The 15514-nt window shown below is 45.7% G+C and carries 12 protein-coding genes; 4 read left to right on the plus strand and 8 right to left on the minus strand.

Annotated features, from left to right (window positions below):
• Window positions 1-57 precede the first annotated feature (57 nt).
• The 3 genes from LFX25_RS20215 to LFX25_RS20225 all read right to left on the minus strand — a co-directional run bounded on the left by LFX25_RS20215 (window position 58) and on the right by LFX25_RS20225 (window position 4040).
• A complete protein-coding gene (locus LFX25_RS20215; RefSeq protein WP_238732029.1) occupies window positions 58-1638 on the minus strand; it encodes a sensor domain-containing diguanylate cyclase in 1581 nt (526 codons plus the stop codon).
• A gap of 457 nt (window positions 1639-2095) precedes the next feature.
• On the minus strand, window positions 2096-2806 hold the full coding sequence (locus LFX25_RS20220) for a FecR family protein (protein ID WP_406600555.1): 711 nt from the start codon (window positions 2804-2806) through the stop codon (window positions 2096-2098).
• Window positions 2807-2933: 127 nt separating this feature from the next.
• Entirely contained in the window at window positions 2934-4040 is a 1107-nt protein-coding gene (locus tag LFX25_RS20225; RefSeq protein ID WP_238732031.1) for an AraC family transcriptional regulator, read from the minus strand.
• 132 nt (window positions 4041-4172) lie between these two features.
• Here LFX25_RS20225 and LFX25_RS20230 point away from each other — a divergent pair, with 132 nt between their 5' ends.
• Window positions 4173-5915: a C45 family peptidase gene (locus LFX25_RS20230; protein ID WP_238732032.1), complete on the plus strand. Its 1743-nt coding sequence runs from the start codon at window positions 4173-4175 to the stop codon at window positions 5913-5915.
• Between the two features lie 115 nt (window positions 5916-6030).
• Window positions 6031-6414: a nuclear transport factor 2 family protein gene (locus tag LFX25_RS20235; protein WP_238732034.1), complete on the plus strand. Its 384-nt coding sequence runs from the start codon at window positions 6031-6033 to the stop codon at window positions 6412-6414.
• A 7-nt stretch (window positions 6415-6421) separates the two neighbouring features.
• Here the strand turns inward: LFX25_RS20235 and LFX25_RS20240 are convergent, their stop codons facing one another.
• The 3 genes from LFX25_RS20240 to LFX25_RS20250 form a co-directional block, all read right to left on the minus strand.
• Window positions 6422-7420, minus strand: coding sequence for a response regulator (locus tag LFX25_RS20240; protein ID WP_238732035.1), 999 nt, complete (start codon window positions 7418-7420; stop codon window positions 6422-6424).
• Window positions 7421-10405, minus strand: a complete 2985-nt coding sequence (locus LFX25_RS20245; RefSeq protein WP_238732036.1) for an MHYT domain-containing protein — start codon at window positions 10403-10405, stop codon at window positions 7421-7423.
• A 646-nt stretch (window positions 10406-11051) separates the two neighbouring features.
• On the minus strand, window positions 11052-11969 hold the full coding sequence (locus LFX25_RS20250; RefSeq protein ID WP_238732037.1) for an NAD(P)/FAD-dependent oxidoreductase: 918 nt from the start codon (window positions 11967-11969) through the stop codon (window positions 11052-11054).
• A gap of 169 nt (window positions 11970-12138) precedes the next feature.
• Between LFX25_RS20250 and LFX25_RS20255 the strand changes: the two genes are divergently transcribed.
• Window positions 12139-13056, plus strand: coding sequence for a LysR family transcriptional regulator (locus LFX25_RS20255; protein WP_238732038.1), 918 nt, complete (start codon window positions 12139-12141; stop codon window positions 13054-13056).
• 86 nt (window positions 13057-13142) lie between these two features.
• On the opposite strand, the gene LFX25_RS20260 is transcribed toward LFX25_RS20255, so the two are convergent.
• Window positions 13143-13757: a heme-binding beta-barrel domain-containing protein gene (locus LFX25_RS20260; protein WP_238732039.1), complete on the minus strand. Its 615-nt coding sequence runs from the start codon at window positions 13755-13757 to the stop codon at window positions 13143-13145.
• Window positions 13758-14838: 1081 nt separating this feature from the next.
• On the opposite strand from LFX25_RS20260, the gene LFX25_RS21010 reads away from it, so the two are divergent.
• A complete protein-coding gene (locus tag LFX25_RS21010; RefSeq protein WP_255717877.1) occupies window positions 14839-15075 on the plus strand; it encodes a 7TM-DISM domain-containing protein in 237 nt (78 codons plus the stop codon).
• 127 nt (window positions 15076-15202) lie between these two features.
• On the opposite strand, the gene LFX25_RS20270 is transcribed toward LFX25_RS21010, so the two are convergent.
• On the minus strand, window positions 15203-15505 hold the full coding sequence (locus tag LFX25_RS20270; protein ID WP_238732040.1) for a hypothetical protein: 303 nt from the start codon (window positions 15503-15505) through the stop codon (window positions 15203-15205).
• Window positions 15506-15514: the final 9 nt, after the last annotated feature.

The raw sequence follows: 15514 nt of genomic DNA on the forward strand, positions 1-15514 counted from the left end.
ACTTCCGTTTAGCAAACGAATTCAATCTTTATAATATACCGTTCGCCCACGGACGATTCAAATCAAATCCGTGACGGTTTCAAATACGCAGACTCGATTTCTTCCGGATGTTTTGGCCTGATACAATGCTTGGTCGGCGTGAGTAAAGGCTTCCTCCAGACCGCTTCTACCTCCTCTTCCTTCCGAAATGCCGATGCTCAGCGTTACGGCTTTTCCGTCTTGTAGAAAGACTTTGTTTTCCACTTCCTTGCGGAGATGTTCGGCGATGTTCACGGAATCTTCCGGATTGGCTCCGAATAAAAATACGGCGAATTCTTCCCCGCCCCAGCGACAAAGCGCATCGCTCTGTCGAATACAGGTTCCGAGCACTTGCGCGACTTTGACGAGAATTCGATCTCCCGTATCGTGTCCGAATTGATCGTTCACTTGTTTGAAGTGATCTATATCGATCATCAGAATGGTCCAGTTTTGTCCGTGGCGATTGCTGATCGCGAGAGCCTTTTGCGTCAGTTTTAAAAAACCGCGACGATTCGCGATTCCCGTCAACGGATCGGTGTGAATCAATTGGGAAACATGTTCCATCGAGGACTTCAACTTTATATAAAGAATGAGCACGATCCCGAGCGCGCAAACAAGTCCCCAGAACGGCAATAAACCCGTAATGATGTAGAGAATAAACCAAATCGCGGAAATCCGATGTATTAAACGGACATCACCTTCTTTGATGTCGAAGAAAACCCAGTAATTTCCGCCCTGTAGAAAGAATTTCTCCGAAGGTCCGCTTGGAACTTGAATCAACGAATCGTTCAAATCGATCGGCGCCACTTTTGCGATGATCCGATTGTTTTCGTCGATCAGAATACTTTCTCCGATACAATCCCCCACTTCCAAAATTCTCCGCATCGCATCCAAACCTATGTCGATCGAAGCGACCCCGAGAAAACGATCTCGAAAATACACGGGCTCGGAAACGGTGATCATCAAACCTTGATCGATGATATCGTTGTATAATCCGGTGATGACCTGTCTGCGATCCGGATTGGCCTCGGGAGTCGCTTGCACCCAAAACGGCCTTTCATACAATCCGTCATTGAATACGTCCTTGTAAACATTACCTTTAGGCGCGTAATACATAAACCCCTGCGCGGATAAATAATACGCCCATATAAATTCGCTTTTTGTTTCTACAAGCGTATCGAATTGTCCTTTTAAACCCAACGCGGCTTCCGCTTCTTTTAAAAGAAAGGGCGTGATCTGTTTGGAATACTGCGGCGCTGGGGAGGTTTGCGAGGTTTCCCCAGCAAGCGCTGGAGAATTCCTTACATCTCGATTTTCAATTCCGAACAATTTCAAACTCGGAAAGTTGCGGAACTTCCGAAGAACCGATGCGCTTGGAGTTTCATCCGAATGATACAGCATCGCGTTCGTAATCGACGACCCCAATGCCTTGGTTTGATTGCTGACTCTACGAATGTAATCCTGCGTCACTCTCGCTCGCATCCAAACGATTCGATGAATCTCTTCCTGTTTCTTTTTCGCTTCGTAAACGAACGTGCCTATGATTAAAACGGGGGCAATCGTCAAAACCATAAGAATCGTTTTTCGTTGAATTTTCTTCTCGTTCTGATGTACGTTCATGCTTGGAATCGCTCGTATTTCCCGAGTGCAGAATCAGCAGGAAATTGATTCTACGCAAATGTTTATTTAATTTTAGCCAGTTTGGATCGTATGATTCTATATTTTAAGAAGGGATGGAACAAAGTTCCCAAAAGAACCTCGGGAAGAATGATAAAATGATAACTTTTTAGGAGGATGACATTTCTGAAGAAACAGAATGAATTCTGCTCGGAAGAGGTTCCTTTTGTCGGAACGAGTTTAAGTGAATTCTAAAAAATTCCTTAAAAAGAATTCATTTCAATAACTTGAAACGCAATTTAGACACAATTAGAAAGATGATTCGAAAAGCAAAAAGAAGAATGAAAACTTTAAAATCAAATTATAAAAGAAGAACGAGCCTCTTCTTCGATTCGATCGCGGAAGAGACTGCTTTCCGCAAGCAAGTCAGCGCTCGTTGCTTGCGGAATTTGCGATCCGATTAAGGGGTTACGAATTTTTTCTTAACCAATTCCAAAACCGTTCGGAATTGTTCCGGCGTCATTTTGCTCTGAGCGCCCAATTGCGAATTTTCCAAATCGCTGTGCTCATGGCTGTACGGTACATTCGATTTTTGTAAATCGGCGGGCGTGATGTAAATCGTTTTGTTTCCTTTGGTTACCGCCAGGTAATCGGAATCGTTGATCTTTTTGGAATGACTCTGCATATTTTCCAATTCGATTTGACCTTCGCAATGACAAGTAAACGTCATATCCTCGTAGATCGAAGTATAAAATTTAGTTCCCCGTACGCCCGCCGTTGTGGTCGGCGTGTGCAGACTCATCCGATCGGTTTTGAGAAGTTTGTTCGCAAGAATCCAAGAGCTTCCTTTGTTTTGAAGAAACGACTTCTCGTCGGCGTCCGCCTTGACTTGAAACTCGGAATCCGATTCGATTTCGATCACGTAAGAATTCTCCCCAAATACGAGCGTAGCGACCGATTGAGGACCTGTAACGATCGTATCTCCGACTTCGAGCACTTGCGAAACGGAGGCCTTGCGTTTTTGATCCCCTCTTTGAACGCTCACATCGCCCTTAACGAATGTGATCGCGCCTTTGTGCGGATCCGTTTGTTTTTTTCCGCAATCGGCCAAGAACGCGGCGATACAAACCGCAAAGAACAACATCTCGATTCTTTTCATAAATTCTCCCATAGATAAAGTCAGGTTTTGAAATCGAACTCCAAACAATGTTCTCGGATTGTGAAAAGGCAAACGAAATATTTCCGATCGGATTCCTGAATTCTTTTTTGCGGAGTCGAATTAGAATCGAATCTTAAATTTACAGCGAAGAAAGCCTGTTTTTTCGGTAGAGGGCGGGCGACAGACCCGTGGCTTTTAGGAATTGAGAATTGAACGCCGATTTGGAATTGAATCCCACTTCGAATCCGATATCCAACACGGCCTTTTGCGGTTCTTCAATCAAAAGCCGACACGCTTCCTGAACGCGATAATGATTGACGAGTTCGTAAAAACTCATTCTCTGAACTTCGTTGAGATAACGGGAAGTTTGATGCAGACTCAAACCCAGACCGGCGGCGAGATCGATCAGTCTCAATTCTCCGTCCCGATAAAAGGCGCGGCTTTCCATCATCTCCTTGAGCTTCCGATCGGCTTGCAGAATTTCTTCGCTTAACAAAACGGTGTTTTGATACTTGGAGCTTTGGATCGCCACGGTCATCTCGTTGAAAAACGCGGGGTGATTTTCCCGCAAAACGAACATCAAAAGAACGACCGAAACGATGCAGGAAGCGCCCGTTTTAAACAGAATTTCGTTTTTCAAAAAGAAAGCGGAGCCGATGAGGACGTTCGCCGATACGGGCAATAGAAGAATGATCCACACGAGTTTCAATTCATAGATCTCGTATTTCCGGCTGATCCGCAGATAAACACGCAGGCAAAGAATGGAATATAAGGAAACTTGAATGCACGCAAGAAAAGTCGCGAGATGAATCGGGTCCCATTGAAATCTGCGGAAGCTGTTCGAAACCCCTTCTTTCAAAACGTCCGGTTCCTGCAAAAAATAGGCGATTTCGAAAATCGCGAATACGACCGCGGGTATAAAATGAAACCAGTATCTGGCTCCGATTTCCCGAAAGGAAATCCTTCCTTCGGAAATTTTATGGAGATGGGATTTTACGTAAACATATACGAGCGGACCTACGAGCGTGATTCCCGTAAATAAAAAACAGAATAAATACGGAACCGCAAGCAGGGAAGGTTCGAAATACCAGGCATAACGAAGTAAAATGCTTCCGGTAAGACATTGAATGAGGATCAAAGTCGGATTGATCGGAGTTTTTTTGACCGATTCCAAAATCGAATAGAAGAAGGCGTTCGCCGCTCCGAAGTAAATAAAGAATGTCAGACTCGAATTCAGATATTCCATCTTTTTGATTCCGTTTCGTTTTTCAAATTCTTCCCGGACGATTCGCGGTTTAACGACCTATCCGATAGGATCGCACGGCCCAACCGATCGGGAAGGTCGATCCTTCTTCCCCGATGGTTTATAGTTTCGGACATGAAACGCAAAACACATCCTCTCGCAGTCGTACATCTCAAAGGAACCCAGGAAGAAATGGGACGTCAGTTCGGTGAAATCATGAAGAACATCGGAGAGTTCGAACCGATCTTCGATTTTTATCCGGTTATGGCGCGCAACTTACTCTTAGGTAGCCTTCCACGCGACAAACGCAATTTCCCCGCAAAAGGATTCCTATCCATGTATCTCAAGTTCGCGCAGAATCAAATGAGAAAACGCAGGCCGGAAGAATTTTCTAAACGGACAATCGCCGCGTTGCAAGCCGCGGGTAAAACCGCCAAGATCGAGAAGGATCTGTTCACGATGGATGCGTTTCAAAACTCGGTGGGACTTTTAGGCGCGATTCAGATGTTGCCCGAACTCGCCCACTTCGGCGGATTCGGTAATTCGCAATTGGTGCCCGCCTGCACGAGCGCGGCGGTCTGGGGAAGTCACAGCAAGGACGGAATGTTATATCACGCCCGGAACTTCGACTTTCCGGGAGTCGACGTATGGGATTTAAGACCCGTGGTGGTTTTTTGCACTCCGGTAAACGGCCTTCGATACGGATACGTCACTTGCAGAGGAGCGGACGCTCCCGGAATCACGGCGTTCAACGAAGCGGGATTGACTCTTTCGTTTCACACCCGCTTTCACAAAAAGATCGGATCCAAAGGTTTGGGAGTGATCGACTTCGGGCATAAGATCATTTCCGAATCGCATAACATCGATGAGGCGGTCGAGATCGCGAGAAAACACAAAATCAACTCCACGTGGGGAGCGATCGTTACGAGTTTCCGGGACAAAGTTTCAAAGGCGGCGGTCATCGAAACCAACTTCGGCGATATGGACGTTACGTATTCCCAAGCGGGTTCGGAATCCTTCGTAAACACCAATCACTATTTGAGTCCGCGTCTGCAAAGCGGAGAGATCTTGGCTTCTCCGGTTTTTTACAATCACACGTTCGGAAGATACAAACGAGCGCATCAGATTCTCGCCCAAAGCCGTTCCAAAGGAACGAGCGTAAAGGATCTGCAGAATTTGTTAAACGACACGGTTGATCCGAGTAGCGGAGAATTTCGAGTCATGGGTTCCACGATCCGTCAGATCACGTCCGTTAAATCGGTGGTGATGAGCCCGGAAGCGCAGAAACTTTATATCTCCGTCGGAGCCGCCCCCACGGGAGAAGGACCGTATCTCGAAATTCCGATCGTCTGGGAGGACGGGCCCGGCTATTCAATCGTCGATCCGAGCGGCAAACGTACGTCGATCGCAAAGAAAAAGTCGATTCAATCGGAAAAGCCCACGGCCGTCGAACATTATAAAGAAGCGATGTTGATCAACGACAATCCGCAGTTAGGCGGAATCCCCGAGATATTCGATCAACTGGAGCAGGCAAAGAGGCTCTCACTCAAAGATCCGGCCCTTTCCTTTTTGCAAGCGATCCTCAAGTTGGAAACGGGAGAATGGAACGAAGCGATCCGGCTTTTAGAGGAATCTGCCGCGTACGAATCCGGTTCCTTCCGAAAAAACCAGGCTCATCTTTGGCTCGCTCGCACCCAGTCCGCGATCGGAAAGAAAAAGACGGCGGATCATTATTACGAAAAGGTAATGAACGGTCCGAACACCGCGGACGGTTTGATTTGGAAAAAGAAAGCCGTGGCGGACAAAGGGTCATATTCCAAACGAAAATTGAAACAGGTTTCGCCGAATTTTCTGTTGGTCGACGTGAACGAACTCTGAAGAAAACGAAGAATTGCTTTTCCAAAAAAAGACATTTGTCATTCTTTCCAAATAAGAATCGCTAAGAACGTTCCGTTGAATTCGGATCGTTTTTGTTTCTTGAGGGAATTAACGTATGAATTTGGAAGCAGCAAAGAATTTCTGTGTTCGCTGGTTGTCCGCTTGGACCGGTAATCGGCCGGAACATCTTCTCACCTTTTATGCGGACGACGCGTTTTATTCCGATCCGACCGCAAAGAAAGGCTTGCGAGGCCGCGGAAAACTTCTTTCCTACTTTAGGATTTTACTTCGGAATAATCCGAACTGGGTTTGGACGCACGACGAAATCATTCCGAACGAGAAAGGATTCGTTTTAAAATGGAAAGCGGTGATTCCCGTTCGGGATACGGAAGTGATCGAATACGGAATGGACATCGTGGAAGTGGAAAACGAAAAGATCACCCGCAACGAAGTTTATTTCGACACGAGAAAGCTGATGGAAACGATTCAGAATCGTTGAAAGAAAGTTACGATCCTTCCGCCCAGCGTTCTCTTACTTCGAGAAGTTTCGGCATCACTTCCAAAAAGATCGGAATCAAACTCGGATCAAAGTGTTTGCCGGATTCTTTTTGAATGTAATCGATCGCTTCCGAAATTTCCCAAGCTTTCTTATACGGCCTTTGCGTCGTGAGCGCATCGAAAACATCGGCTAACGCGACGATACGAGCCTCGATCGGAATCGCTTCCTCTTTCAATCCGCCCGGGTATCCGGAGCCGTCCCATTTTTCATGATGATTCAATGCGATCGTCTTCGCTAATTGCAACAATCTGGAATCGTGATCGCCGATGATTTCCGCTCCGATGGTGGGATGTTTTTTCATCACTTCCCATTCTTCGGGATCGAGCTTTCCTTGTTTTTGTAATATATTATCCGGAATTCCGATCTTCCCGATGTCGTGCATCGGAGAAGCGTGAAGCAAATCCTCCGCGCAATCGGGAGAAAAGCCCGCGGCCAACGCGATGATACGGGAATAATGACTCATACGGATTACGTGAAGACCCGTTTCATTGTCCTTGTATTCGGCGGCAAGTCCGAGTCTTTGAATGATTTGCAGACGCGTTTCCCGAAGTTCCTCGGTTCGAACCAACGAAAGATGCGTTTTCACCCTTGCCTTTACGATCGCAGGGCTGATCGGTTTCGTGATATAATCCACCGCGCCCGAATCGAATCCGTCCGCTTCGTCTTCTTCGTCCGCCATCGCGGTCACGAAGATGATGGGAATTCTCGAAGTGGAAGGTTCGGCTCTGAGAATTCTACACGTTTCATGACCGGTCATGCCGGGCATCATCACATCCAGAAGAATGATGTTCGGCTTTTCGGATTTGGCGAGTTCGATTCCTTTGTAACCGTCCTTCGCGAAGTACAAACGATAATCCGCGCTCAGAATCTGTTTCAACACCTGAAGATTCGCGGCTTCGTCGTCTATGATCAGAATTTTGGCCTGTGAATTCGTAACTATGCTCATTTAACTTTCAATTCCCGGAATATTCAAAAAAGATGAAAATTCAAATAATCTCGACCGCGCCTCTTCGAATTCGAACTGATTGACGTTGGAAAGGAATTTTTCGATCCGCTCCTCCTCCACTTTTCCGGCGATCAAGGTCAACAATTCGTTGATATGCGATTCTTCGATCGTTCCTCTTTGAAACGCGTTTAGAATTTCCGGGAACAAAATTCTGATTCGTTCCTTATCGGATTCGCTGGGCGCGATCAACGCGGGAATTTTCGTTTCCTTCCTGGAACCGGAAACCCCGTCCAACCGAAGAACGGAAGCGAGTTCGCTTAACAATTCGGGAAGATCGATCGGCTTGGCGACGAAACCGTCCATTCCCGCCTCTTTCGCCGCTTCCCGATCCTCTTGAAATACGCTCGCGGTCAAAGCGATGATCGGAGTTCTTTTTACCTTCTCCTGCGTTTCATGAAAGCGGATGATTCTTGCGGTTTCCAAACCGTCGATACCCGGCATTTGAACGTCCATAAAGATCACGTCGAACGTTTCTTCCGAGTATTTGCGGACCGCGTCCTCCCCTCTATAAACTACCGAAACGGCGTGACCTTCGTTCGTCAGAAGAAGTTTGAGTAGTTCCGTGTTCTTTTCCATATCGTCCACGACGAGAATCTTGAGTTTCGGGTATCGATAATCGAACGGCTTTTCCTTATGCCAATCGATCCTCGTATTGGGAACCAAAGGAAGCCTAACGTGAAATACGCTTCCTTTTCCGAATTCGCTTTCCACCCAGATTTCGCCCTTCATCAGATCCGTTAACTGTTTACAGATCGTCGTTCCCAAGCCGGTCCCGCCGTAACGTCTCGTGGTCGAAATGTCCGCTTGCGTAAACGGATCGAAGATCTTATCCAATCTGTCGGCCCGGATTCCGATTCCGGTATCCTTTACGGAAAAATGTATATAAGAATCCTCTGAATCGATTCGGAAAACGACCTTGCCTCGATCGGTGAACTTGATCGCGTTTCCGATCAGATTGGTGAGAATCTGGCGGATTCTTAAGGAATCGCCGATGAAAAATTCGTTCAGATTCGGATCGCGGATCACTTCGAACTCGAGATTCTTCTTGCGCGCGTTTAAGCCGAAGATGGACTTCAATTCGCTTATCAATTTAAAAAGGGAGAACGTGTTGTTTTCCAGCTCCACCGCTCCTTTTTCGAGCTTGGCGGTGTTGAGAATGTCGTTTAACAAACGCAACAAGGATCTAGCCGAACCTTTGATGATTTCAAGATGACTGACTTGATCCTTCTTCAATTCTCCCGAAAGAAGAACTTCCGTAAAGCCGATGATCGAATTCATAGGAGTTCTGATCTCATGACTCATGTTCGCGAGAAAGGAGGTTTTAGTAAGCGCGGCGAGTTCCGCTTTTTCCATGGATCTTCGTAATTCTTCCTCCATGTTTCTTCGTTCGGTGATGTCCAAAATAACGCCGTCCAAAAAAAGGACTTCTCCGTTGCCTCCGAAAATGGCGCTGCCGTGGCCCCAGCACCATTTGACGTTTCCGTTTTTATCGAGGATACGGTATTCCAAGACGAAGGCCTTTTTCTTTTGGACCGCTTCCTGCACGACCGCGCCGATGCGTTCCCGGTCTTCCGGAACGATCAAGTCGACGAAGTATCGTTTCGGATTCGGTTCCATAAAATCGCTGACCGGATAACCGGTTAACGTTTCCACCGCTTCGCTCAAAAACACGATGGTCCATTTATCGTTCAGCAAACAACGATACGTGACGCCGGGAATGTTTTCGATGAGGGAACGTTTTTGAAGTTCGCTTTGTTTCAGAGCGGTCTCGATCAGTTTTTGTTCGCTGATGTCCGTGACAAAACAAACAAGAATGTCTTCGTTCGGAAGTTTCGCATAACCGACCGCTAGACGAATCGGAAATCGCCCTCCGTCCTTTTTTAAACCGAAGGATTCCTGACCCGTGCCGATGAATTTTCCGAGAAGTCGCTTATCAATCCAGTCTTCCTCTTTGTTTCCGAGCGCTTCCGGAATGAGAAGCTGGATGTTCTTACCGATCACTTCTTCGCTTTGGTAACCGAATATCTTTTCGGCTGAATTGTTGAAATCAAGAATGCGGCCTTCCTTGTTAAGAGTAAACACTCCGTCTACCGCGGTCGTAACGATCGCTCTCATACGGGTTTCACTCGCGCGGAGGTTGTTGACAAGTTTTCTGTAACGGATGAACGCATTTACCGCAAACGTAAACGCGGTGAACGTGATCGTAGTGATCGAAACCGCCAGCGCTAAAAAAGTAGGATTGGAAGATCCTGCGGCAAAGGAAGTGTCCGGAGTTCCTATGAATCTTGCGGCGAACATCCCGGTATAATGCATACCGGAAATCGCAAGTCCCATCACGGAACCCGCGATCAAAGTGGAAACATTTCGGCTTAATTTTAAATTCGATAAACCGAAACGGACCCAAAGGGAAAGAATCGCGAGAATCACCGCGACTAAAATCGAAAGCGAGAAGAATACGGGATCGTAACGCAGTAAAACATCGGTTCTCATCGCAGCCATTCCGGTATAGTGCATGGCTCCTATACCCGAACCCACCAACACGCCGCCGAAAACCAATTCCACCCAGTGAATCTTGGGGCGCGCTACGTACGCAAGAGCGATCATAGAAGCGACGAAGCTCGGAATCATCGAAACGATGGTAAGAGTTTTGTCATAAGAAACGGTCGTGCAGAGTTGAAAGGAAAGCATTCCGATAAAATGCATCGCCCAAACTCCGCAACCGAGCGCAAGACTACCTGCAAAAAGAATCAGAAGCTTACTTCCTTTACTCGAAGACTCGGGGTCGCTTTGACCGACCATCTGAAGCGCGATAAACGAAGAAAAAATCGAAACAAGAACGGAAAGAACGATCAGCGCCGGATCGTAGGAACTGGGAAGAAAGGGGGTGGACGTATCGAATAGAAAAAAATTCTGAAACAATGTCATAAACGAATCGGATATCCCAAAAATAAAAAGCCGCAAAACTTCGACCAAACCGGTCGATTCCGAAGTTTTTCAGCGTTCGGCTACTTTTTCAAATTTTGGGTCCCGAAAATCCGATTGGACCTCGCGGGTATTCGCTTATTTTTTATAGTTTAATAAGCCCTATTATTTAAGCAATAGAAAATATCTTTCGTTCCGCTTCTTATAAATTAGGAAATCGAGTTGGGAGCTTGAAAGCGGACTCTCCGATTAGCGGGAAGGATTCTGTTGTTCTAAGGAATATCCGGTAATCAGATTCAAACAATATCCAACGATTCCTTTACCTATATACATCGCATCCGATTCCGGTCTGCATTTCCCGGAGTCTGCGCACACTTGATGACTTACGATGCAAGAAATCAGTAATTTGTCGTAATCTCGAGCATCGTTTTCCGCGGAACGATTACACGAGAAGAAACAAAGAAGCAATGGAATTAGAATCGCGTTCCTAAGTATTTTCATTGCCAGTAACATAATTGATCCGATAAAAATCGCACTCGGGAGAATTCCGTAAAGATGAAATCAACGAAATTTACGAAAATGGAAGTTCATCGAAATAGGATCAAAGGTTCTTCGTTTTAAGAAGAGATTTCAACAATTTTAATGTCCTTCAAATCCTCGAAAAAACTTCGCCCAAAAGCTCGGCGACGATACCTGCGCCCGCCATCGAACCGGAAGCGGCGGCCAATAGAACGGAATGACCCATCGTAACATTATCTCCGCAAGCAAAAACCCCGTCCACGGTCGTTGCGCCTCTTTCGTTCACTTTGTAAAAACCGAACTGAGTTTTTTCGCAACCGAGTTCTTCTCCGATTTGCGATTTGAGTTTGAACGGTAAGAGCGGTTGAAAAAACGCTACTTGCCGTTCCACGACTTGACCGTTTGAGAGTGAAATCCCTTTGAGTTGTTCGCCTTCATGCACGAAACCTACGATCGGATCCTCGATTAGTCGAATACTTCTTCTGTTTAAAACTTCTTTCTGTTCTTCACTGAACACCGCCTTCCCATTCGTAAGCAAGATCAGATCGGATGCCAAGTCGTTTATCAAAGATACCATATGAAACGTCATTTCAGAATTAGAGATCAGACCGATTCGAGAGCCGCGGATTTCGAATCCATGACAATACGGACAATGAAAAATGGATTTCCCCCAAAGCTCTTTAAAACCGGGAACAAGCAAAGGACGGTCCTCCACTCCGTAAGCGAGGACCACTTTCTTAAAAGAAGCCCGCTCTCCCGAAGAAAACTTTGCGGTAAAACCGGAAACGGATTTCTCTACGGACAAAACCGAACCTTCAAAGAAAGAAATCGTCTTATATTTTTCCAAATCCTTTTTCACCAGCCTTCTCCACTCCGCAGGATGAATTCCATCACGCGTAGGAAAATTATTCAGATGAGAGGAAGGGGCGTTTCTGGGACGATTGTCGTCGCACACCAAAGCCGTTCGGCTCATACGACCCAAAGATAGGGCGGCGCTCAGACCCGCAGGTCCGCCGCCGATAATCAACACCTCGGAATCCAACTTCATAAAACTTTTCTCCTTGAAAAGGAACGCTTTTGCGTTCCATTTCGACATTCTAATTAAAAAAATCGAAACGCCGTTGCAGATGTAAAGAATAATGCGAGGAACATTCCATTTTTTTGATATTATTCCGAATTTAGTTGCTTAATTGATACCACAAAGGTATCAATGTTCTATGGACCTGTCAAAACTGAAGTCGTTTATCGTCGTCGCCGAAGAATTGAACTTCCGAAAAAGCGCGGAAATCCTGGGGATGTCGCAACCGCCCCTGACTCGATTGATCTCTTCCTTAGAAGAGGAACTCTCCACGAAGCTGTTCGAACGTACGACACGGCGGGTTCATCTGACCGGCGCGGGAATTTTTCTTTTGAAAGAAGGAAAAGAAATCATTGCACGGGCCGAAAATCTCGAAAGAGAAGTGCGTTCTATCGGCAAACTCAAGGCCGGAAACTTAAACATCGGATTCTCAACAACTTCCTTCTTAGCGAACCTGCCGCAAATCATCGGAGAATTTCAAAATCGGTTTCCGAAACTGAAATTTCAGCTCCATCAAGAAACAAGGATTCGGATTTTAAAAGGGTTACGATCGGGCCAATTCGACGTTTGTTTTATGGAAGGAAGCGGCTTCGAGGAAGGATTGGAAAGTCATTCCGTTCACGACGAAGGACTCGGAGTCTTGGTGCCGAAAAAACACTCCCTCGCAAAACGAAAAGAAATCGAACTTCGAGAATTGAAAGACGAAACGATCATTTTACATCCGAAAAAAGAGGCGGGAAAATTCTACGATACAATCTCTCAGCTTTTCAAACAAAGCGGTATCAAACCGAGGATCTATGTAAAAAACGATCGAGAAAGTTGTCCCATCCTAGTGGCGACAGGCAAAGGAGTTTCACTTACCGTATTAGGAGCTCAGAATATCGCGCCTTCGGAAACTCAATTCGTTCCGATCAAGAGATTATATCTGCCGGTTTCCGTCTTTTGGTCCCCGGAAAACAAAAACCCTTTGCTGAAAACTTTTTTAAGTTTTGTGGTCGAAAGCGATTCCTTTAAGAATAAAAAAGCGGAATGCCTGATGGACGTAATGAGATTGTAGATACGGATTCAAACGAGGAATTCTTTGCTCCGTAGAATATTCGGAATCCTATAAAACCGCGCAAGATCGAAAGCCGTATCTACCGCTCAGCGGCCATCAACAACGCGCATCAGCGAATTCTCATCCGTGTGAGAAAAGATTTTGTCATAGATTTGAATCTTTAATTCTTGAGAATAAAAAAGGTGATCGCCTCGAATGATAAGAATATTCTTAAATTCTAAAGCTTTTGCGTTGGATGTCATAAACGGCGGCTGGATAATTCCCCAATCCGCGCTCCCCTCTTTTGCCTTGACTTCCAGATGAATCGGATCGCCCGCCTCGACGTAACTTCCACCCGCAACGACACACGTTCCTCTCGGAATCACAAAGGAATGAAACACGATCCCCGTTTTCGCTTCCCACATCCAATATCCCGTTTGGTCATGAATCACCTGTTTGGTCGACTTATCGGTCACCAACTGTCTGTAAAACAGACCCGCTAAAATCTGAGATTGCGCGTTCGTCGTAATGCCGATCGGTTCGTAAGAAACCGTTTCGTAGTATTGTATGACCCCTTTTCCGATCTTTTGCGGCGAAATATCAAGTCCCTTATCCCCTTCCCATCGTCCGATCAAACGGGCCAATGGACCGTAAATTCCGTTATCATTAGAGTTTTCTTCTTCGCTTGATTCGTTCCTTCTTTGATCCACAAATGCTTCCATGACAAGGCGCTCCGTATCGCACTATATTCTACTTTACTAAATTACTTCCGAAAGAATTCCGTTAAGACCGAAGCGCCGTTTCCGTATTTAACTATCTATCGAGCTGTTTTAGCGCTGCGAAACTGTCTCTTGTAAGCTTAGACGATTTCCGCAAGAGCCGCCGTCGGTTTTTCGAATAAAATCGACATGGTCTTTAGATCGGGGCGGGTTTCGGGGAAAAAACCTTGTTGTAGCGGTAGGTTTTGTCGAATGTAATCTGACCAATTTTTATAGGAGCATTTTTTATTACCCTGAAACCGCTTCTAATCGAAACGATAACTCTTCAAGGATCGATTCTCTGTTAAATGAAAAAATCGATCTTCATTCTCCATTAGAATTTTAAAAAATCGCTTCATATTTTCCTTATTATGGGAATAATTAAAACGATTGCAGAGTCTTAAATGAAATATTCGCCGAACAAAAAACGATGCTTATGAACCCGTGGAAGGTTATTCTGCTACATTTCGTAATACCTCTTTGCCTCATTGCATGCAATGGCACAGGAAGCAAAACATATGTTGCGGAACAGGGAATCATCGATTTATCGGATTGGGACCCGACTTCGGGTGCAATCAATCTCAATGGGGATTGGGAATTTTGTTGGGATCGTTTCGTATCGCCGAACGCCTAAGAAAAAGAATGGAAGGAGAATTGCAGCGGATATTTTCCTGTTCCTTCCTATTGGAAATTTTATGAGATAGCCGGAAAAAATCTGCCCCCGGACGGCAAAGCCACTTACCGATTGAAGATTAAACTACCGATCCATTACAACGGCTCCTATGGTCTACGCTGGACGGAGATTTTGTCCGCCTTTAAGATGTATATGAAATCGGATATCGTGGCTCAAGTCGGACAGGTCGGAAGTAGTTATGAAACGATGACCCCTCAATTGAAACCGGATCGAGCCTTTTTAGGGAATCTTGAAAATGAGGTTACGATCGTTCTTTGGGTCTCGAATTTTAATCACGAAAATCACGGCATCTGGCAACCGATATATTTCGGCGAGTGGGAAGAGATTCGAAATTCTAACCGAATGTATTCGATGCTCGAAACAGCCGGCTTCGCATCCATCTGTCTCATGGGCCTATATCATATTATTCTATTCTTTTTCAGACGAGGTTCCAAAGAGTATCTGTATTTTGGATTATTCTGCATTCTTATGGGAATACGTCAGCTTCACAACGAGAATCACACTTTCTACCCAAACCTTATTATCAAACGGACATTGAACAAATCATCTACGATTGGCTCGTCAAGACGAAGTAGAATCAGATTCTGAAATATTCCATACGATATCCGCGGATTACGCATTGAATCAGCAAAACGTATCTTAAAGGAAAACTGATACGTCGATGAATCGAAGACTCGACTTTTTCGACGTTGGCCCCAAACGAACAACGCCGTTCTTATTTAAGTCGAAATTGTTTAAGCTCTAATCTGTTTTTGACCGTTGCATTCGGGTCATCAATCTCAACGACTTCTCCTCTGGATACCATCGGCGCAATCGCTTGAATGACTTTACCGCGATTCATGAATGAATCTTTAAGACCGATCCGTTTGACAAGCTCGGGTAAGGTCAAAACTCCTCCCGCGTCTTGCAGTTCTTTAAGAATACTCGGTTCTAATTTTTTCCCGCGACGCGCGACGATACCCAGCGCCAAAGCGACGCCGATTCCGGCAACAATACTCGTTATGATCGTGTCATCCATTGTAGATCC

It is taken from the genome of Leptospira sanjuanensis, assembly GCF_022267325.1.
GTDB classification, from domain to species: Bacteria; Spirochaetota; Leptospiria; order Leptospirales; family Leptospiraceae; genus Leptospira; species Leptospira sanjuanensis.

Excerpts from the sequence above, each read along its gene's own strand:
- LFX25_RS20215 (WP_238732029.1), bottom strand. The coding sequence starts at position 1,638 with ATGAACGTACATCAGAACGAGAAGAAAATTCAACGAAAAACGATTCTT.
- LFX25_RS20220 (WP_406600555.1), bottom strand. The coding sequence starts at position 2,806 with ATGGGAGAATTTATGAAAAGAATCGAGATGTTGTTCTTTGCGGTTTGT.
- LFX25_RS20225 (WP_238732031.1), bottom strand. The coding sequence starts at position 4,040 with ATGGAATATCTGAATTCGAGTCTGACATTCTTTATTTACTTCGGAGCG.
- LFX25_RS20230 (WP_238732032.1), top strand. The coding sequence starts at position 4,173 with ATGAAACGCAAAACACATCCTCTCGCAGTCGTACATCTCAAAGGAACC.
- LFX25_RS20235 (WP_238732034.1), top strand. The coding sequence starts at position 6,031 with ATGAATTTGGAAGCAGCAAAGAATTTCTGTGTTCGCTGGTTGTCCGCT.
- LFX25_RS20240 (WP_238732035.1), bottom strand. The coding sequence starts at position 7,420 with ATGAGCATAGTTACGAATTCACAGGCCAAAATTCTGATCATAGACGAC.
- LFX25_RS20245 (WP_238732036.1), bottom strand. The coding sequence starts at position 10,405 with ATGACATTGTTTCAGAATTTTTTTCTATTCGATACGTCCACCCCCTTT.
- LFX25_RS20250 (WP_238732037.1), bottom strand. The coding sequence starts at position 11,969 with ATGAAGTTGGATTCCGAGGTGTTGATTATCGGCGGCGGACCTGCGGGT.
- LFX25_RS20255 (WP_238732038.1), top strand. The coding sequence starts at position 12,139 with ATGGACCTGTCAAAACTGAAGTCGTTTATCGTCGTCGCCGAAGAATTG.
- LFX25_RS20260 (WP_238732039.1), bottom strand. The coding sequence starts at position 13,757 with ATGGAAGCATTTGTGGATCAAAGAAGGAACGAATCAAGCGAAGAAGAA.
- LFX25_RS21010 (WP_255717877.1), top strand. The coding sequence starts at position 14,839 with ATGCTCGAAACAGCCGGCTTCGCATCCATCTGTCTCATGGGCCTATAT.
- LFX25_RS20270 (WP_238732040.1), bottom strand. The coding sequence starts at position 15,505 with ATGGATGACACGATCATAACGAGTATTGTTGCCGGAATCGGCGTCGCT.